Origin of the sequence: Candidatus Pantoea gossypiicola, assembly GCF_008632075.1 — a bacterium.
Lineage (GTDB): Bacteria > Pseudomonadota > Gammaproteobacteria > Enterobacterales > Enterobacteriaceae > Pantoea > Pantoea gossypiicola.
This window is the reverse complement of the sequence record NZ_VWVM01000002.1, coordinates 323487-341658: the sequence shown is the minus strand read 5'-3', so window position 1 is coordinate 341658 and position 18172 is coordinate 323487. Positions and strand designations below refer to the sequence as shown.

The 18172-nt window shown below is 56.3% G+C and carries 16 protein-coding genes; 14 read left to right on the top strand and 2 right to left on the bottom strand.

The features are described from left to right. The first annotated feature begins 9 nt into the window (after positions 1-9). From flgE to flgL, 8 genes are all read left to right on the top strand, one after another. Positions 10-1266, top strand: coding sequence for a flagellar hook protein FlgE (gene flgE, locus F3I20_RS03900; protein WP_150009743.1), 1257 nt, complete (start codon positions 10-12; stop codon positions 1264-1266). A 20-nt stretch (positions 1267-1286) separates the two neighbouring features. Beyond that, a complete protein-coding gene (locus tag F3I20_RS03895; protein ID WP_061062163.1) occupies positions 1287-2042 on the top strand; it encodes a flagellar basal body rod protein FlgF in 756 nt (251 codons plus the stop codon). Between the two features lie 17 nt (positions 2043-2059). Then, positions 2060-2842: a flagellar basal-body rod protein FlgG gene (flgG, locus tag F3I20_RS03890; RefSeq protein WP_003849881.1), complete on the top strand. Its 783-nt coding sequence runs from the start codon at positions 2060-2062 to the stop codon at positions 2840-2842. A 60-nt stretch (positions 2843-2902) separates the two neighbouring features. After that, complete coding sequence (locus tag F3I20_RS03885) at positions 2903-3613, top strand: flagellar basal body L-ring protein FlgH (RefSeq protein WP_033732242.1); 711 nt, start codon at positions 2903-2905, stop codon at positions 3611-3613. Positions 3614-3622: 9 nt separating this feature from the next. After that, positions 3623-4732: a flagellar basal body P-ring protein FlgI gene (locus F3I20_RS03880; RefSeq protein ID WP_150037748.1), complete on the top strand. Its 1110-nt coding sequence runs from the start codon at positions 3623-3625 to the stop codon at positions 4730-4732. Then, positions 4732-5694 carry a flagellar assembly peptidoglycan hydrolase FlgJ gene (gene flgJ / locus F3I20_RS03875; RefSeq protein ID WP_150009739.1) on the top strand — a complete coding sequence of 321 codons (963 nt, stop codon included), beginning with the start codon at positions 4732-4734 and terminating at the stop codon, positions 5692-5694. Before F3I20_RS03880 ends, flgJ begins: the two co-directional genes overlap by 1 nt. Positions 5695-5817: 123 nt before the next feature. Then, positions 5818-7467, top strand: a complete 1650-nt coding sequence (gene flgK / locus F3I20_RS03870; RefSeq protein ID WP_150037749.1) for a flagellar hook-associated protein FlgK — start codon at positions 5818-5820, stop codon at positions 7465-7467. A 14-nt stretch (positions 7468-7481) separates the two neighbouring features. Further along, positions 7482-8447 (top strand): flagellar hook-associated protein FlgL, encoded by a 966-nt coding sequence (flgL, locus tag F3I20_RS03865; protein WP_150037750.1) that lies wholly within the window; start codon positions 7482-7484, stop codon positions 8445-8447. A 336-nt stretch (positions 8448-8783) separates the two neighbouring features. Here flgL and rne read toward each other — a convergent pair whose 3' ends face one another. Beyond that, positions 8784-12221: a ribonuclease E gene (gene rne / locus F3I20_RS03860; protein WP_150037751.1), complete on the bottom strand. Its 3438-nt coding sequence runs from the start codon at positions 12219-12221 to the stop codon at positions 8784-8786. A 572-nt stretch (positions 12222-12793) separates the two neighbouring features. On the opposite strand from rne, the gene rluC reads away from it, so the two are divergent. Then, the gene (gene rluC, locus F3I20_RS03855) at positions 12794-13750 is read left to right on the top strand and encodes a 23S rRNA pseudouridine(955/2504/2580) synthase RluC (protein ID WP_150009731.1); all 957 of its coding nucleotides are present in this window, start codon (positions 12794-12796) and stop codon (positions 13748-13750) included. A 13-nt stretch (positions 13751-13763) separates the two neighbouring features. Here rluC and F3I20_RS03850 read toward each other — a convergent pair whose 3' ends face one another. Then, positions 13764-14351: a Maf family protein gene (locus F3I20_RS03850; protein WP_150037752.1), complete on the bottom strand. Its 588-nt coding sequence runs from the start codon at positions 14349-14351 to the stop codon at positions 13764-13766. Between the two features lie 140 nt (positions 14352-14491). Here F3I20_RS03850 and yceD point away from each other — a divergent pair, with 140 nt between their 5' ends. Genes yceD through fabD form a run of 5 tightly spaced genes read left to right on the top strand, consistent with a single transcriptional unit; the run spans position 14492 to position 18167 of the window. Beyond that, positions 14492-15013: a 23S rRNA accumulation protein YceD gene (gene yceD / locus F3I20_RS03845; RefSeq protein ID WP_008925931.1), complete on the top strand. Its 522-nt coding sequence runs from the start codon at positions 14492-14494 to the stop codon at positions 15011-15013. Between the two features lie 14 nt (positions 15014-15027). Then, positions 15028-15198, top strand: coding sequence for a 50S ribosomal protein L32 (gene rpmF, locus F3I20_RS03840; RefSeq protein WP_003849870.1), 171 nt, complete (start codon positions 15028-15030; stop codon positions 15196-15198). Positions 15199-15223: 25 nt separating this feature from the next. Further along, complete coding sequence (plsX, locus tag F3I20_RS03835) at positions 15224-16264, top strand: phosphate acyltransferase PlsX (protein WP_150037753.1); 1041 nt, start codon at positions 15224-15226, stop codon at positions 16262-16264. After that, positions 16265-17218, top strand: a complete 954-nt coding sequence (locus F3I20_RS03830) for a beta-ketoacyl-ACP synthase III (RefSeq protein WP_150009725.1) — start codon at positions 16265-16267, stop codon at positions 17216-17218. Positions 17219-17234: 16 nt separating this feature from the next. Further along, positions 17235-18167 (top strand): ACP S-malonyltransferase, encoded by a 933-nt coding sequence (gene fabD / locus F3I20_RS03825; RefSeq protein ID WP_150037754.1) that lies wholly within the window; start codon positions 17235-17237, stop codon positions 18165-18167. Positions 18168-18172: the final 5 nt, after the last annotated feature.

Sequence of the window (18172 nt, the reverse complement as noted above, 5' to 3'; positions counted from 1 at the left end):
AACAAACACATGTCATTTTCCCAAGCGGTCAGCGGCCTTGGTGCTGCTTCAAGTAACCTTGATGTCATCGGTAACAACATTGCTAACTCCGCGACTGCGGGCTTTAAATCCAGCACCATCGCGTTTGCCGATATGTTTGCCGGTTCGAACGTTGGTCTCGGTACCAAAGTCGCTGCGGTGATCCAGAACTTTAACGATGGCGCGACCACCACCACCAGCCGTGGCCTGGACGTTGCGCTGAGCGGTAACGGCTTCTTCCGTATGACCGACAGCAGCGGCGGCGTTTTCTATTCACGTAACGGCCAGTTAACGCTGGATGCCAACCGTAACCTGGTGAATACCCAGGGGCTGAACGTCACCGGCTATCCGGCAAGCGGTTCACCGGCCACTATCCAGGCGGGGGCGAACCCGGTGGCGCTGACTATTCCTACCACGCAGATGTCAGCCCGCGCGACCACCACTGCCGGACTGGTTGCCAACCTGAACTCAACGGATACCACGCCAACGGTGACCACCTTCTCGACGGCGAACGCAGACAGCTACAACAAGAAAACCACGGCCACCGTGTTCGACTCGCAGGGTAATGACCATGCGCTCGACATGTATTTCGTGAAAGACACCACCAGCAACAGCTGGACAGTCCACACCATTGATGGCAACACCGGCACCTCAGCGGGTGACTTCAGAATGGCGTTTGACACCAGCGGTAAGCTGACCAGCGTCTCTAAGCTGGATGCCACCGGTGCCGTTGTGAGCACCACCACGGATGGCACCGTCGGCCTGACGCTGAACGTGGGCGGTGCCAATGGCGCGGTCGCCAATCAGCCGATCAACCTGAGCATGCTGGGCAGCCTGCAACAGAACACCGGCAGCACCACCTTTGGCAGCCCGACGCAGGATGGCTATGCGCCAGGCGATCTGACCAGCTACGCGATCAACGATGACGGCACGATTACCGGGACCTACTCAAACCAGAAAACCCAGCTGCTGGGTCAGATTGTGCTGGCAAGCTTCTCTAACCCGGAAGGTCTGCAGTCACAGGGCGACAACGTCTGGTCTGCATCAAGTGCATCCGGTCAGGCAGCGATCGGTCTGGCCAACACCGGCACCTTTGGTTCACTGACAGCGGGTGCACTGGAATCGTCCAACGTCGACATGAGTAAAGAGCTGGTGAACATGATCGTCGCGCAGCGTAACTATCAGGCGAATGCGCAGACCATCAAAACTCAGGACCAGATTCTTAACACGCTGGTTAACTTACGTTAATTCGCTAACAGGATTGCCATATGGATCACGCGATATATACCGCGATGGGCGCGGCCAGCCAGACGCTGGATCAGCAGGCGGTTACCGCCAGCAACCTCGCCAACGCCTCAACACCCGGCTTTCGTGCACAGCTGAATGCGCTGCGCGCGGTGCCGGTGAGTGGCTGGTCGCTGCCGACCCGTACGCTGGTCGCCGCCTCTACACCCGGTGCCGACATGAGTCAGGGCGCAATGGATTACACCGAGCGTCCGCTCGATGTGGCGGTGCAGCAGGATGGCTGGCTGGCGGTGCGTACCGCTGACGGCAGCGAAGCCTATACCCGCAACGGCAATATGCAAATCAGTCCGACCGGAACGCTGACGGTTCAGGGCAATCCTGTGATGGGCGATGGCGGTCCGATTGTGATCCCGCAGGGTACGGAAATCACCATTGCTGCAGACGGCTCCATCACCGGGCTGAACGCCGGTGATTCGCCGAACGCCACGGTTCAGCTGGGCAAGCTGAAGCTGGTCAGGGCAACCGGTCAGGAGCTGCAGCGCAGTGATGACGGCATGTTCCGTCCTACCGCGGCAACGCAGGCGACCCGTGGTGCTGCGCTGCAGGCCGATGCCACCATGCAGGTGATGCCTGGCGTACTGGAAGGCAGCAACGTCAAGCCAGTGGAAACCATGGTCGATATGATCGCCAACGCCCGACGTTTTGAGATGCAGATGAAAGTCATCACCAACGTCGACGAAAATGAACAAAAAGCCAATCAGCTCCTGAACATGAGCTAAGGCGCGAGGATAACAACATGATTCGTTCTTTATGGATCGCTAAGACCGGTCTTGATGCGCAGCAGATGAACATGGACGTCATTGCCAACAACCTGGCAAACGTCAGCACCAACGGCTTTAAACGTTCACGTGCGGTGTTCGAAGATCTGATGTACCAGACTATGCGCCAGCCGGGCACGCAGTCATCAGAACAGACAACGCTGCCATCGGGCCTGCAGATCGGTACAGGTGTGCGTCCGGTGACGACTGAGCGGCTGCATACTCAGGGCAACCTGTCGCAGACCAGTAACTCAAAAGATATCGCTATTAACGGTCAGGGTTATTTTCAGATTCAGATGCCGGACGGCACCTCTGCGTATACCCGTGATGGCGCGTTTCAGGTTGATCAGAACGGTCAGCTGGTGACCAACTCCGGTTTCCCGGTGCAGCCAGGCATTACCATTCCGGCCAACGCCACCAGCATTACGGTGTCGCGTGACGGTGTGGTCAGCGTGACGCAGCAGGGTCAGGCCCAGGCCGCACAGGTCGGTCAGTTAACGCTGAGCACCTTTATGAACGACGCCGGTCTCGATAGCGTGGGTGAAAACCTCTACAAAGAAACGCAGGCATCGGGCGCACCGACGGACAGCACGCCAGGTCAGAACGGCGCGGGTCTGCTCTATCAGGGCTACACCGAAACCTCGAACGTTAACGTAGCGGAAGAGCTGGTTACGATGATTCAGACGCAGCGCGCTTACGAAATCAACAGCAAGGCGATCAGCACCTCTGATCAGATGCTGGCGAAATTAACTCAGCTTTAATCCCGAACAGGGCCAGCCCGTGCTGGCCTGAGATACAGACATTAATAAGGTCGTGACACCGTGGCGAAGCAACAGATTCTCAAGCCTGGACATTGGTTAGTCGCCTCGTTGCTGCTAACTCTTAACGGATGTGCCCTGGTCCCGCGTACTCCGCTGGTCGAAGGCGCAACCACGGCGCAGCCGATGCCGTCCGCGCCACCGGTGGTAAACGGCTCTATATTCCAGGGCGTCGCGCCACTTAACTACGGCTATCAGCCGCTGTTTGAAGATCGCCGTCCACGCAACATCGGCGACACCCTGACCATCACGCTGCAGGAAAACGTCAGCGCCAGCAAAAGCTCCTCAGCCAGTGCCAGCCGCGACGGCAGCAACAGCTTTGGTGTGAGCGGCGTGCCAACGGGTCTGGCAGGCCTGGTGGGTGCAGGTGGCGAAAAAGCCAATCTCAGCGCCGAAGGCAAAAACGACTTCGCAGGTAAAGGCGGCGCATCCGCCAATAACACCTTTACCGGCACCATTACCGTCACCGTGGATCAGGTGTTGTCAAACGGCAACCTGCATGTGGTCGGTGAAAAACAGATCGCCATTAATCAGGGCACGGAGTTCATTCGCTTCTCGGGCGTGGTCAACCCACGCACCATCAGCGCCAGTAACGCCGTGTTATCTACCGCTGTCGCCGATGCACGTATTGAGTACGTCGGAAATGGTTACATCAATGAGGCGCAGACCATGGGCTGGTTCCAGCGTTTCTTCCTGAACATCTCGCCGATGTAAGAGGTTTCAATGAAAAAGTTAACGCTGTTACGCGCCGGGCTGGCGCTGCTGCTGGGCGTCAGCCTGCTGGCCAAAGCCGATTTGATTCGTGATTTAACCACGGTACAGGGCGTACGTGATAACCAGCTGCTGGGCTATGGCCTGGTGGTGGGTCTGGATGGCACCGGTGACCAGACCACGCAGACGCCATTTACTACCCAGACAGTCAGCAACATGCTCTCACAGCTTGGCATCACCGTTCCTGCGGGCACCAACATGCAGCTGAAGAACGTGGCAGCCGTCATGGTCACCGCTAAGCTGCCGTCGTTTGCCCGTCAGGGACAAAACCTGGATGTGGTGGTCTCATCGCTGGGTAACGCCAAAAGCCTGCGTGGCGGCACGCTGTTAATGACACCGCTGAAAGGGGTCGATAACCAGGTCTATGCGCTGGCTCAGGGCAACATCCTGGTCGGTGGTGCGGGTGCCTCTGCGGGCGGCAGTAGTGTTCAGGTCAACCAACTGAACGGTGGCCGCATCACTGGCGGTGCAACGGTTGAACGTGAACTGCAGAGCAACTTTGGCTCACAGAACACCATTAACCTGCAACTGAACAACGAAGACTTCTCGATGGCGCAGCGTATTGCTGATGCGATCAACGCCCGTGGCGGCTATGGCGCAGCGCAGCCGCTGGATGCCCGCACCGTGCAGATCCGCGTCTCACCGAATAATGGCGCGCAGGTGCGTCTGCTGGCCGATATCCAGAACATTAACGTCTCGATTCCGGTTGAAGATGCCAAAGTGATTATCAACTCCCGTACCGGCTCGGTGGTGATGAACCGCGAAGTGACGCTGAATCAGTGCGCGGTGGCGCAGGGTAACCTCTCTGTGACGGTTAACCAGCAGCAGAACGTCAGTCAGCCTGATACCCCGCTGGCCGGTGGTCAGACCGTGGCGACCACGCAGACTCAGATCGATCTGCGCCAGACCGGCGGTGCGCTGCAGCGCGTCAATGCCAGCGCCAATCTGAACAACGTAGTGCGTGCGCTGAATGCGCTGGGTGCATCACCTATCGAACTGATGTCGATTCTGCAGTCGATGCAGAGTGCCGGCTGTCTGCGTGCCAAACTGGAAATTATCTGATGGCTGATATGCAATCTGTCACGAGTCCGGCTTTCGACAGCCGCTCCCTGAATGATCTTAAACGCCAGGCGAGCAACGATCCGAAAGGACATGCGTTGCAGGTTGCACGTCAGGTCGAAGGGATGTTTGTACAGATGATGCTGAAGAGTATGCGTGATGCGTTGCCGCAGGACGGCATTATGGGCAACGAGCAGACCAAACTCTTTACCTCTATGTATGACCAGCAGATTGCACAGGAGATGGGCAAGCGTGGCCTCGGGCTGGCGGAAACCATCGTCAAACAGATGCAGCCCGCCACCGCGCCGGATGAAAAAGCCGGTACGGTGCCGATGAAGCTGGATAACAGCTTTATTCTCAGCACCAGCGGGGCCACACCACTGCCCGCCCAGCAGCTGGAGCAGATGGTGCGCAAGGCGATGCCACGTCTGCCGCCGGTCGCGTCACCGACGGGGCTGCCAAGCGACAGCCGTGAGTTTATCGCTCAGCTGACGCAGCCGGCGCAGGCGGCCAGTCAGCAGAGTGGTATTCCGCATCACCTGATTCTGGCGCAGGCTGCGCTGGAGTCGGGCTGGGGCCAGCGACAGATCCTTACCCGCGACGGCAAGCCGAGTTATAACGTGTTCGGGATTAAAGCCAGCGGTGACTGGAAAGGTGACACCACCGATATCATGACCACCGAATATGAGCAGGGCGCAGCGAAGAAAGTCCGGGCCAGCTTCCGGGTCTATAACTCCTATTTCGAGGCGCTGACTGATTACGTCAAACTGCTGACCAAAAACCCTCGCTATGCGGCGGTGACCAACGCCTCAAGCGCAGAGCAGGGCGCGCAGGCGTTACAGGCGGCGGGCTATGCCACCGATCCAAAATATGCGCAAAAGCTGGTGGGAATGATTCAGCAATTCAAAAGCATGGGCGACAAAGTCGTCAAAGCGTACAGCCAGGATATTGGCGACCTGTTCTGATTATTTCGCCTCAAGTTTCACTTAAGCAAGCCGATAACATCCCTATAGCCAGAAGCGTTTTCGCCAGCTGGCACCCACTTTGATGTCTGCCAGCCCGGTTGACGGGGAACGTAAGGAACCGAGATGTCCAGCATAATTAACTCCGCGATGAGTGGATTGAGTGCCGCGCAGGCCGCTCTGAGCACCACCAGTAACAACATTTCTAACTACACCGTGGCGGGCTATTCACGTCAGACCACAGTACTGGCGCAGGCGAACAGTACCCTTCAGGGTAATAGCTATTATGGTAACGGCGTGAACATCACCGGTGTACAACGTGAGTATGATTCATTCATTGCTACACAGCTGCGGGGTGCCAGCGCGAGCTACAGTGCAGTCGATACTCAGCATACGCAGATTTCTAACATTGACGATCTGCTGTCGACCGCGACGACCAGCCTGTCGACCTCGCTGCAGGGCTTCTTTACCAACCTGCAGAACGTCGTCAGCAACGCCAACGATCCGTCAGCGCGTCAGTCGATGCTCAGCAATGCGCAGGGTCTGGTGAACCAGTTCCAGACCTCAGCGCAATACCTGAACAATATGCAGAACAGCGTCAATTCTGATGTCAGTTCCAGTGTTAAACAGGTCAACACCCTCACCAGCCAGATTGCCGATCTTAACCAGCAGATTGGCAAGCTGACTAATGGCAACGGTGCTGCGCCTAACGATCTGCTTGATAAGCGTGATCAGCTGGTCAATGACCTGAATAAAGTCGTTGGCGTGACGGTATCGCAGCAGGATGGCAATTACACGGTATCTATGGCCAACGGCCTGACGCTGGTGAACGGCAACAAATCTCACGATCTGGTGGCAATGAACGCCAGCAGCGATCCGACGCGCACTACGATTGGCTATGTTGACAAGCAGGCGGGCAACGTTGAGATCCCGGAAAAGCTGATCACCACCGGCTCGCTGGGCGGTCTGCTGGCGTTCCGCACCCAGGATCTCGATCTGGCGCAGAACCAGCTGGGTCAGTTAGCGGCGGCGTTTACCACCAGCTTCAACGACGTTCATAAGCAGGGCTTTGACAGCAACGGCGACCAGGGCGTCGATTTCTTTAATATCGGCAGTCCAGCCGTGGTGAGCAATAGTAAAAACAGTACCGCCGCCTCCGTAACCGCTGAATGGACCGACACCAGCGCACTGAAAGCCACTAACTACACCGTGAGTTATGACGGCAGTAACTGGACCGCAACGCGTGCGTCAGACAGCACCGCAGCCGCCATCACCCAGAGTACCGATGCCAGTGGCAACACTACGCTGAGTTTTGATGGCCTGAAACTGACTGTGGGTGCCTCACCTGCCCCTGCCGCCAAAGACAGCTTCCTGGTGAAGCCGGTCCAGAATGTGATCAACGATATGTCCGTGGCAATCACCAGCGAATCTCAGGTGGCTGCTGCGAGCGCGGTTGGCGGTGAAAGTGATAACCGTAATGCGCAGAAACTGCTGAATCTGCAGGATGTAAAACTGGTCGGCGGTAATGCCACGCTGTCACAGGCCTATGCAGCTATCGTCAGCACCGTGGGTAACAAAACCAGCTCGCTGGAAACGACCAGTACGACGCAGAAAAGTGTGGTCAGTCAGCTGACCGAACGCCAGCAGTCGGTCTCTGGTGTAAACCTTGATGAGGAGTACGCCAATCTGACCAAGTATCAGCAATATTACATGGCCAATGCGCAGGTGCTCCAGACTGCCAGCACCGTGTTTAATGCATTGATCAATATTCGCTAAGGGCAGGAGATAACATGCGAATCAGTACAAATATGATTTTTGAACAGCAGGTGCGCGGCATTACTGACTCGCAAGCCTCCTGGCTGAAAGTGGGTGAGCAGCTCTCCAGCGGTCGTCGTGTAACGAATCCCTCCGATGACCCGATTGCCGCGTCACGTGCTGTGGTGTTGACTCAGACTCAGCAGCAGGGTGAACAGTACGCGCTGGCGCGCACCTTTGCTGAACAGGGCCTGTCACTGGAGGACAATACGCTGAAAGGCGTGACCAATGGCATCATTGCGGCGCAGGCGCTGATCGTCAATGGTTCAACGGGTACGCTGAGCGACGACGATCGTGGTTCGATTGCTACCCAGCTGGAGGGTGTTCGCGCCCAGCTGCTGAACCTGGCTAACAGCAAAGATGCCAATGGCCGCTATATTTTTGCCGGCTATAAAACCGACAGCGCGCCTTTTGTTGATACGGCGGGCACGGGCGTCAGTTACGCAGGCGGCACCGATGCGATCACCCAGAAGGTTGATACCAGTCGTACCATGACCGTGGCGCATACCGGTGACAGCATCTTCATGTCAATCACCAGCAATGCCACTAAAGAGCCGGATGGCAGCGCCAGCGAAACCAATCTGTTTAAGATGCTGGATAGCGCCATTGCAGCACTCAAAGTCCCCCAGGATGATGCGGATGCCGCGACTAAGCAGACATTCCAGGATGCAATGGATAAAACCAACCGCGGGCTGGGCAACGCGCTGAATAATGTCTCAACCGTGGTTTCTGAGATTGGTACTCAGCTTGGTGAAATTGATACGCTGAATGCGCAGGGCGACGACCGTAAAGTGATTTACAGCTCGCAGATGAGTGACCTGGTTAACGTGGATTTAACGGAAGCGGCTTCCAGCTACACCATGCAGCAGACAGCACTTCAGGCCTCTTATAAGACCTTCACTGATATGTCCAAAATGTCATTGTTCCAGATGAATTCGTAGTCTGACCTGAAATTTTGAGCGTACTTTAACCGGATGCGCTTACGTTTTCCCACCCTCCTGTTAAAGAAGGGTGGGATTTTTTTGCCTGTGATTCAGCCAGTGGCGGGACGCGTTGTCATCAAGCCTGTCTGCATAGCTTTCCTGTTCCCTCATTTCACGCTATCCCGCACCCATGCATGCCTGATGTTTTTCTGCACAAGATAACTGACCCCATCTTTACTGATGGCTGACGACGTAAACAGGGCAGTATTAATTCTTTGTGTGTCTGGTGACTGAATCGACGCCATAAAAAACCCCGGCTTTCTGGCCGGGGTTCAGTTTATAACCGCTTATGCGTTACGGCTTTGTCGCCGGGGCAGTAGCGTGATGGGTGGCGCTATGACCACCCGCAGAACCGCGACCATCGAACTCATACGGTGCCCGTACCCAGTCACTGTGCGGAGCAGGCTCTGACTGCCAGACCGGCGCAGGCGCTTTGGTCATCGGTGCAGAAGCATAGTGCTTCCAGCGCGTACCGTCATTTGGCACCGCTTCAGCAGCAGGCGCTGATGCGACTGGCTCGACCGCCGTCACCGCCGTTACCGGTGCTACAGGCGCGATATCGCGAGCGGCAACCGGCGCATGAGGTTCACTGACTGGTGCGGTTTCAGCGTGAGCAGCAACCGGCGCGTTCAGCACTTCTTCCACCTCTGCTGCGATCTCTTCGCTGACATCAGTAGCTGACTGCTCAGCAACGCTGGCAGGCTGTGAAACCTCAGCAGCTGGCGTTACCACTGCCGTTTCGGTGACCGGCTCAGCAGGCTGTGACACGGGCGTTTCAGCCACGGACTCAGCAGGCACGGCTTCAGCCGCTACAGCTTCCGCTTTAGCTTCATCAGCAGCCGGAACAACAGACGGTTGCTCGTCAACCGGAGTGTCGATAGCACGGGTATCGTCAGTGTTGACGATCGCCACTGGCGTTTCTGCCTGCGGCTCGGCCTGTTGCACTGGCGCATCCTGAGCAACCGATTCAACGGCGGCAGCAACCGGCAACGCATGGGTCGCCTCTGCGGTCTCTTCGCTGTTATAAGCTGGCGTCTCGTGCGTTACATTCTGAACCTGCTCTTCGCTGGTCTGGCTCACCGGATAGCGAATCCAGACTTTGCCGGATGCCATTTCAGGTGAAGCAGCGGCAGCGGCCAGAGGCATCGCTGACTGCGTCGGATAACGCTCATCACGGTAACGACGACGACGCTGTCCGCTGACGCGCAGATGACGTGGGGAACGACGTGAACGACGCGGCATATTGGCGTTATCACGGCTGTCGTTTTCATCCTGCTCGTCACTCTGCGAAGCCTGGAACTCAGGCTGTGTCTGAGCAATGTCTGCTGGCTGTGACTGACGCACTTCAGCAGGCTGAGCGATGTTGCTGGCTTCGGGTGGCAGAGGCTGACGGTTATCATCAACGCGCACCTTCTGGTTCAGCTGACGTGGCTTACGACGCGGCATAACCTGAACGCGTTCATCATCCTGCGCCTCAGTGACATCCAGAGCTTCAGCAACGACGGCTGGCTGCTCAGCCGCTTTGGCCGCTTCTTCACCGGCTCGTTTCTCTTCCTGACGACGACGCTGACGTTCAGCACGCTGTTCACGGCGCTGTTGCTGCTGCTCATCACGCTGCTGACGCGCTTCTACGCTCAGTGCCGGACGCTCTTCGCGCACTTCACTCGTCTGAGACTGACGCTTGTTGCGACGGTTATCGTTACCCTCGCGCGGCTCGCGGCTTTCACGTGGCTCACGACTTTCGCGCGGTTCACGGCTTTCACGCGGCTCGCGACTTTCGCGTGGTTCACGGCCTTCACGGGACTGTGCATTGTCACCGTTACGTGGCGTACGCTCACGGCGATTGTTGTTACGACGGTTGTTATTGTTGCTGCGGCGCTCGCCACGGCCAGTGTTGCTTTCCTGCTCTTCAGTCGCTTTCTGCGGTTCAGCAACCTCAGTGCTCACTGGCGCAGCAGCAGGCGCTTCTTCGCCAGCGAACATTTTTTTCAGGCCGCCAAGCAGACGCCCGAAGAAACCGGTGCTGACGGTCGCTGGTGCAGCAACAGCCGGGGCTGTTTTTGCTGCTGGCTGAGCTTCAGCGCGCTTCACGTCAGGCTCAACTTCTACCGGCGCAGGAGGCGCATCAGGCATCACAAAGGCAGCCAGAGCGGGCTGCTCAGGACGACGACGCTCAGAGTGCTCCTCATCCGACGGCATCGCCATTTCGGCTTCATGCAGCTTCGGCAGGTGATAACTCAGGGTCTGCGTCTCTTCGCCTTTGCGCACGCGCAGCACGGAGTAGTGTGGGGTCTGCATCTTGTCATCAGGAACGATGATCGCCCGCACGCCACCCTGGCGTTTTTCAATCGCGTTGACCGCTTCACGTTTTTCGTTCAGCAGGTAAGAGGCCACCTGAACCGGAACAATGGCGTGTACTTCTTTGGTGTTGTCTTTCAGCGCTTCTTCTTCAATCAGACGCAGAATCGACAGGGCCAGCGACTCGTTATCGCGAATGGTGCCGGTGCCGCTACAGCGTGGGCAGACGTGATGACTGGATTCACCTAATGACGGGCTCAGACGCTGACGGGACATCTCCAGCAGGCCGAAACGTGAAATGTGGCTGATCTGAATACGGGCGCGGTCCTGACGGACAGCTTCACGCAAACGGTTCTCTACTGCGCGCTGATGGCGTACCGGCGTCATATCGATGTAATCGATAACGATCAGGCCGCCCAGGTCACGCAGGCGCAGCTGACGCGCAATCTCATCGGCCGCTTCAAGGTTGGTGTTGAACGCTGTCTCTTCAATGTCACCGCCGCGCGTGGCACGTGCTGAGTTGATATCGATAGCGGTCAGTGCTTCGGTACTGTCGATCACAATCGATCCACCGGAAGGCAGGCGGACTTCACGCTGGAAGGCGGATTCGATTTGCGATTCGATCTGATAGTGGCTGAACAGCGGAATTTCACCGGTGTAGAGCTTAATTTTGCTGCTGAAGTCCGGACGGCCCAGCGCCGCGATATGCTGACGCGCCAGTTCCAGTACTTTCGGGTTATCGATAAGGATTTCACCGATGTCCTGACGCAGATAGTCGCGGAAGGCACGCACAATTACGTTGCTTTCCTGATGGATCAGGAACGGTGCAGGGCGGTTTTCAGCGGCTTTCTTAATCGCTTCCCAGTGCTTGAGACGGAAGCTTAAGTCCCACTGCAGCGACTCGGCAGATTTACCGACGCCGGCAGTGCGCACGATCAGGCCCATGCCTTCCGGCAGATCCAGCGCCGACAGCGCTTCTTTCAGCTCGGTACGATCGTCACCTTCGATGCGGCGAGAGATACCGCCTGCACGTGGGTTATTCGGCATCAGTACCAGGTAGCTGCCTGCCAGAGAGATAAAGGTGGTCAGCGCAGCGCCTTTATTGCCGCGTTCTTCTTTATCGATCTGAACAATGACTTCCTGGCCTTCACGCAGCACGTCTTTAATATTCGGACGACCATGTGCGTTATAGCTGGAGGGGAAATATTCGCGGGAAATTTCTTTTAACGGGAGGAAACCGTGACGCTCTGCGCCGTAGTCGACAAACGCAGCTTCAAGGCTGGGTTCAATGCGAGTGATTTTACCTTTGTAGATGTTGGCTTTTTTCTGTTCGTGTCCGGGGCTTTCGATATCCAGGTCGTACAGACGCTGACCGTCAACCAGGGCAACGCGCAACTCTTCCTGCTGAGTTGCGTTTATTAACATTCTTTTCATCGTGACTTACTCGTTATTCTTTCATGAGTGATTACAGCTGCGGGCATAGTTACCCTGGACGAGTATCAACCGATGGCCCCGTGACTTAGTGCAATGTCGTCAACCTCACGGCTGTCGACCGCGCGAGGGGCGCAAATAACGTCGGTGGCCTGTTTTTCATAAGGGAAAACAGCACCAGATAGTGGAAATGCCTGAGACAATTAAAAAACCCGTGCATCCCATACTGTTGTCCAGGCCGCAACCCGCAGCCCGCTAAGTGCCTGATTTCGCATTACGTCTTACGCCATTGCTGCGTGTCTGCTCAATCCGGCAAAATGACAATTTCGCTCTTTTTCTGCCCTGAAATGCTTCAGGTAAGAAACTCAAGCATTATTCCACTGCTAACCTTCATATAGCAAGGCGACTTTAGCCAGCTTGTGAAGTTTCTTTACATTTAACTTATTAATGTGTCGGACAAAGCAGCGGTTTGCTGAAAAAGTCAGCAGGGAGGCGACCTGCCGCCACATCAATCCCAGAGTTAAGCACAGAAAAAGGGGTGGCGCTATCAGGGGACACTATTTAGAATCGCCGCCATGAAAACAGAGAATCCGGGCGTACAATTTGTCGCCATCACGGCTGAAAATGCCGGACAACGCATTGATAACTTTTTGCGCACCCAGCTCAAGGGTGTGCCAAAAAGCATGGTTTATCGCATCGTACGCAAAGGCGAGGTGCGGGTGAATAAAAAGCGCGTCAAGCCCGAATATAAGCTGGAGGAGGGCGATGAGGTTCGCATTCCACCGGTGCGGGTCGCCGAACGCGATGACGAGGCCGTGTCACCGAAGCTGGCAAAAGTGGCCTCGCTGGCTGACGCCATTCTGTATGAAGATGAGGCGCTGCTGGTGATGAACAAGCCTTCCGGCACCGCCGTTCACGGAGGCAGCGGGTTGACCTTCGGCGTCATCGAAGGCCTGCGCGCACTGCGTCCCGAAGCACGCTTCCTGGAACTGGTGCATCGCCTGGACCGTGACACCTCCGGTATTCTGCTGGTGGCGAAAAAGCGCTCGGCGCTGCGCTCCCTGCATGAGCAACTGCGCGAAAAAGGGATGCAGAAGGATTATCTGGCGCTGGTGCGCGGCAACTGGCCGTCGCATCTTAAGGTCGTTCAGGCACCCCTGCTGAAAAATATTCTCCAGAGCGGTGAGCGTGTCGTGCGCGTCAGCAGCGAAGGTAAAGCCTCTGAAACCCGCTTTAAAGTGGAAGAGCGGTTTGAGTTTGCCACGCTGGTGAAAGCAAGTCCGGTCACCGGACGCACCCACCAGATTCGTGTACATACGCTGCACGCCGGGCATCCTATCGCCTTCGACGATCGCTATGGCGAACGTGACTTTGACAGTCAGCTGGCGTCAACTGGTCTGAAACGCCTGTTCCTGCACGCGGCGGCACTGACCTTTACCCATCCCGGCACTGGCGAAGTCATGCGTGTCGAAGCGCCGCTGGATGATGGCCTGAAGCAGTGCCTGAATAAGCTGCGTCAGCTGAAAGCGTAATCGTTCTCCGGCATCACTCCGTTAAAGGATTGATGCCGGCCTGCTGCAACATTCCGTTGAGCGCAATCAGCGGCAGCCCTATCAGCGTATTAGGATCGCGCCCCTCCAGCCGGTCAAACAGACAAATTCCCAGACCTTCACTTTTAAAGCTGCCTGCACATTGCAGCGGCTGCTCCTTTTCCACATACCCGGCAATTTCAGCGTCGGTTAAGGTGCGGAAATGCACTACGAAGGGTTCGCAACACTGCAGCAGCCTGCCACTGGCCGGATGAAAAAGAGCCAGCCCGGTATAAAAAGTAATCGCCTGGCCGCTGGCGGCACGCAGTTGCGCCCGCGCATTCTCTGCCGTGTGAGGCTTACCGGCGATCGCGCCATCCAGCACGCAGACCTGATCGGAGCCGATTATCCAGTGGTCAGGCCAGGCTTTTGCCAGTGCCTGCGCTTTCGCTACGGCGAGACGGGTGACCAGCGCTTCGGCATTTTCACTGGGCTGCGGTGACTCATCTACCTCAGGCGCAGCGGTATTAAAAGGCAGGCCCAGTTTGCGCAGTAATGCCTGCCGAAAGGGCGAGGTTGAAGCTAAAAGAATTGATGGCGTCATTTTTTTTCAATAGTAATAGCGAATTGGTGACAGTCATTTTAAACTGTGCGCCGCACTGGATGCGAATAGTGGTTGAAAGATGCTGTTTAACGGCCTTTTTCTTTGACTCTATGACATTACAAAGTTAATATGCGCGCCCTATGCAAAAGGTAAAATTACCCCTAACGCTGGACCCTGTCCGCACCGCTCAGAAGCGCCTTGATTATCAGGGTGTCTACACATCTGTTCAGGTGGAGCGTGTGGCCGAGTCGGTCGTTAGTGTGGACAGTGATGTGGATTGTGCCATGTCGTTTGCGGTTGATAACCAACGTCTGGCGGTACTGACGGGTACTGCTGAAGTACAGGTGACGTTACGTTGTCAGCGCTGCAACCAGACTTTTCCCCATCACGTAAAAGTGAGTTACTGCTTCAGCCCTGTCTCTTCTGAAGAGCAGGCCGAGGCATTACCGGAAGCGTACGAGCCGGTCGATGTCAACGAGTTTGGTGAGATCGATCTGCTGGCGGTTGTCGAGGATGAACTGATTCTCGCGCTGCCGGTCGTTCCGGTGCACGATTCTGAACACTGTGAAGTGTCCGAGGCGGACATGGTCTTTGGCAAACTGCCTGCAGAGGCGGAGAAACCAAATCCATTTGCCGTATTAGCCAGTTTAAAGCGTAAGTAATAGGAGTAAGGTCCATGGCCGTACAACAGAATAAACCCACCCGTTCTAAGCGTGGTATGCGTCGCTCACACGATGCGCTGACCACTGCTGCTCTGTCAGTAGATAAAGTTTCTGGCGAAACTCATCTGCGTCACCACATCACTGCGGACGGTTACTACCGCGGTCGCAAGGTTATCGTTAAGTAAGTTTCTTGCTTAGCAAGGCGATACCTTGACACGTTTGACCCTGGCGATTGATGCCATGGGCGGGGACTTCGGTCCCTGCGTGACAGTGCCTGCAGCATTGCAGGCACTGGCCTCTCATTCGGAACTATTCCTTCTTCTGGTCGGACATCCCGACACTCTCACGCCATTGCTTGCCAAAGCGGATTCCTCCCTGATGGGGCGTTTGCAGGTTATCCCTGCCGAATCGGTTATTGCAAGTGATGCGCGGCCCGCTCAGGCCATCCGGAACAGTCGCGGCAGTTCAATGCGCGTGGCACTGGAGATGGTTAAAGAGGGACGTGCACAAGCCTGCATCAGCGCCGGCAATACCGGTGCGCTGATGGGGCTGTCGACACTCTTATTAAAACCGCTGGATGGGATTAAGCGTCCGGCGCTGATGTCCGTTTTACCGCATCAGCAACAGGGTAAAACCGTGGTGCTGGATCTGGGTGCGAATGTGGGCTCAGACAGTGCGATGCTGATGCAGTTTGCTGTGATGGGGTCGGTGATGGCTGAGCATGTGCTTGGTATTCCACGGCCCCGCGTCGCGTTGCTCAATATTGGTCATGAAGAGACTAAAGGGCTGGAAACCATCCGCGACGCCGCAGTAATGCTGCGAGAATCACCGCACATCAACTATATTGGTTACCTCGAAGGTAACGAGCTGCTTACCGGTAAAACGGATGTAATGGTCTGTGACGGTTTTGTCGGAAATGTCACGCTGAAGACGATGGAAGGCGTGGTAAGAATGTTTCTTTCTCTGCTGAAGTCATCAGGGGAAGGTAAAAAACGGTCATGGTGGCTTCAGTTGCTGGGGCGTTGGATTCAGAAACGTCTGGCGAAGCGCTTCGGGCAACTCAACCCTGACCAGTACAATGGCGCTTGTCTGTTAGGATTGCGCGGAACAGTGATCAAGAGTCACGGTGCAGCAAATCAACACGCCTTCGCCGTGGCGATAGAACAGGCAGAGCAGGCGGTGAGGCAGCAAATTCCCGAGCGAATTGCTGCGCGCCTTGATGCTGTATTAGCCAGGAGTGACAAAGCCTAGATGTATACCAAAATTATCGGTACGGGCAGTTATCTGCCCAGCCAGGTTCGCACCAATGCCGATCTGGAAAAAATGGTGGAGACGTCGGACGAGTGGATTGTTACCCGTACCGGCATCCGTGAGCGTCGCATTGCTGCGCCTGACGAAACCGTCGCCACCATGGGATTCAGCGCGGCGCAACGCGCGCTTGAAATGGCAGGTATTAACGCGAACGATGTTGGGCTGATTATTGTCGCCACAACGTCGTCCAGCCATGCTTTCCCCAGCTCCGCCTGCATGATCCAGCAAATGCTGGAAATCAAAGATTGTGCGGCGTTTGACCTTGCTGCCGCCTGTGCAGGTTTCACCTATGCACTGAGCGTAGCCGATCAATACATCAAAAATGGCGCGGTTAAGCATGCTCTGGTCATCGGTGCTGATGTCCTGGCACGCGCGCTGGATCCGGAAGATCGCGGCACCATCATCCTGTTTGGTGATGGCGCGGGTGCGGTCGTCCTGGGCCAGAGCGAAGAGCAGGGGATTATCTCTACTCACCTTCATGCTGATGGTCGCTATGCGCAGCTTCTGACGCTGCCTTATCAGGATCGTGCCCATCAGGATCAGCCAGCCTATGTCACTATGGCAGGTAACGAAGTCTTCAAGGTCGCCGTCACCGAACTGGCCCACATCGTTGATGAAACGCTGCAGGCCAATAATCTCGATCGTGAAATGCTGGACTGGCTGGTGCCGCATCAGGCTAACCTGCGCATTATCAGCGCTACCGCGAAAAAACTCGGTATGACCATGGATAAAGTGGTCGTCACACTGGATCGCCATGGCAATACCTCTGCTGCATCGGTGCCCAGCGCACTGGATGAAGCGGTTCGTGATGGCCGCATCAAACCCGGACACCTTATTCTGCTGGAAGCCTTTGGTGGTGGATTCACCTGGGGTTCTGCGCTGGTTCGCTTTTGATTGACAGGAACAGAAGATGACGCAATTTGCATTTGTTTTTCCGGGTCAGGGTTCACAGACCGTGGGCATGCTGACTGAATTAGCAGCGACATATCCGCTGGTAGAAGAGACCTTCCGTGAAGCCTCTGATGCGCTGGGCTATGATTTGTGGCAGTTAGTGAGTCAGGGTCCGGCTGAAGAGCTGAACAAAACCTGGCAGACTCAGCCTGCACTGTTAGCCGCCTCTGTAGCCATCTACCGTGTCTGGCAGCAGCAGGGCGGTGAACAGCCTGTCCTGATGGCAGGTCACAGCCTGGGCGAATATTCGGCGCTGGTTTGTGCGGGTGTGCTTAACTTTGCCGATGCGGTGAAGCTGGTTGAACTGCGTGGCAAACTGATGCAGGAAGCGGTGCCAGAAGGCACCGGCGCAATGCAGGCAATTATTGGCCTGGATGACGCGGCTATTCGTAAAGCCTGTGAAGAGAGCGCGCAGGGTCAGGTTGTTTCACCGGTTAACTTCAACTCGCCGGGCCAGGTGGTTATTGCGGGTAACAAAGAAGCCGTTGAACGTGCGGGTGCTGCCTGTAAAGCTGCGGGCGCTAAGCGTGCTCTGCCGCTGCCGGTCAGCGTGCCTTCTCACTGCGCACTGATGAAGCCCGCTGCCGATAAACTGGCCGTTGCCCTGGAAAGCATTACGTTTAATGCACCCGCGGTGCCGGTGATCAATAACGTCGATGTGACAGCGGAAACTGACGCTGTTGCCATCCGTCATGCGCTGGTTCGTCAGCTCTACAGCCCGGTTCGCTGGACCGAGAGCGTGGAGGCGATGGCGGCACAGGGCGTGACACAGCTGCTGGAGATGGGTCCAGGTAAAGTCCTGACCGGTCTGACCAAACGTATTGTCGATAGCCTGACAGCGGCTGCCGTTAACGATACGGCATCCCTGACGGCTGCACTCGGTAAGGAATAAGAGGA

What these genes read in the sequence shown, in the direction of transcription:
- flgE (WP_150009743.1), top strand. Translation starts at nt 10, where the DNA reads ATGTCATTTTCCCAAGCGGTCAGCGGCCTTGGTGCTGCTTCAAGTAAC.
- F3I20_RS03895 (WP_061062163.1), top strand. Translation starts at nt 1,287, where the DNA reads ATGGATCACGCGATATATACCGCGATGGGCGCGGCCAGCCAGACGCTG.
- flgG (WP_003849881.1), top strand. Translation starts at nt 2,060, where the DNA reads ATGATTCGTTCTTTATGGATCGCTAAGACCGGTCTTGATGCGCAGCAG.
- F3I20_RS03880 (WP_150037748.1), top strand. Translation starts at nt 3,623, where the DNA reads ATGAAAAAGTTAACGCTGTTACGCGCCGGGCTGGCGCTGCTGCTGGGC.
- flgJ (WP_150009739.1), top strand. Translation starts at nt 4,732, where the DNA reads ATGGCTGATATGCAATCTGTCACGAGTCCGGCTTTCGACAGCCGCTCC.
- flgK (WP_150037749.1), top strand. Translation starts at nt 5,818, where the DNA reads ATGTCCAGCATAATTAACTCCGCGATGAGTGGATTGAGTGCCGCGCAG.
- flgL (WP_150037750.1), top strand. Translation starts at nt 7,482, where the DNA reads ATGCGAATCAGTACAAATATGATTTTTGAACAGCAGGTGCGCGGCATT.
- rne (WP_150037751.1), bottom strand. Translation starts at nt 12,221, where the DNA reads ATGAAAAGAATGTTAATAAACGCAACTCAGCAGGAAGAGTTGCGCGTT.
- rluC (WP_150009731.1), top strand. Translation starts at nt 12,794, where the DNA reads ATGAAAACAGAGAATCCGGGCGTACAATTTGTCGCCATCACGGCTGAA.
- F3I20_RS03850 (WP_150037752.1), bottom strand. Translation starts at nt 14,351, where the DNA reads ATGACGCCATCAATTCTTTTAGCTTCAACCTCGCCCTTTCGGCAGGCA.
- yceD (WP_008925931.1), top strand. Translation starts at nt 14,492, where the DNA reads ATGCAAAAGGTAAAATTACCCCTAACGCTGGACCCTGTCCGCACCGCT.
- rpmF (WP_003849870.1), top strand. Translation starts at nt 15,028, where the DNA reads ATGGCCGTACAACAGAATAAACCCACCCGTTCTAAGCGTGGTATGCGT.
- F3I20_RS03830 (WP_150009725.1), top strand. Translation starts at nt 16,265, where the DNA reads ATGTATACCAAAATTATCGGTACGGGCAGTTATCTGCCCAGCCAGGTT.
- fabD (WP_150037754.1), top strand. Translation starts at nt 17,235, where the DNA reads ATGACGCAATTTGCATTTGTTTTTCCGGGTCAGGGTTCACAGACCGTG.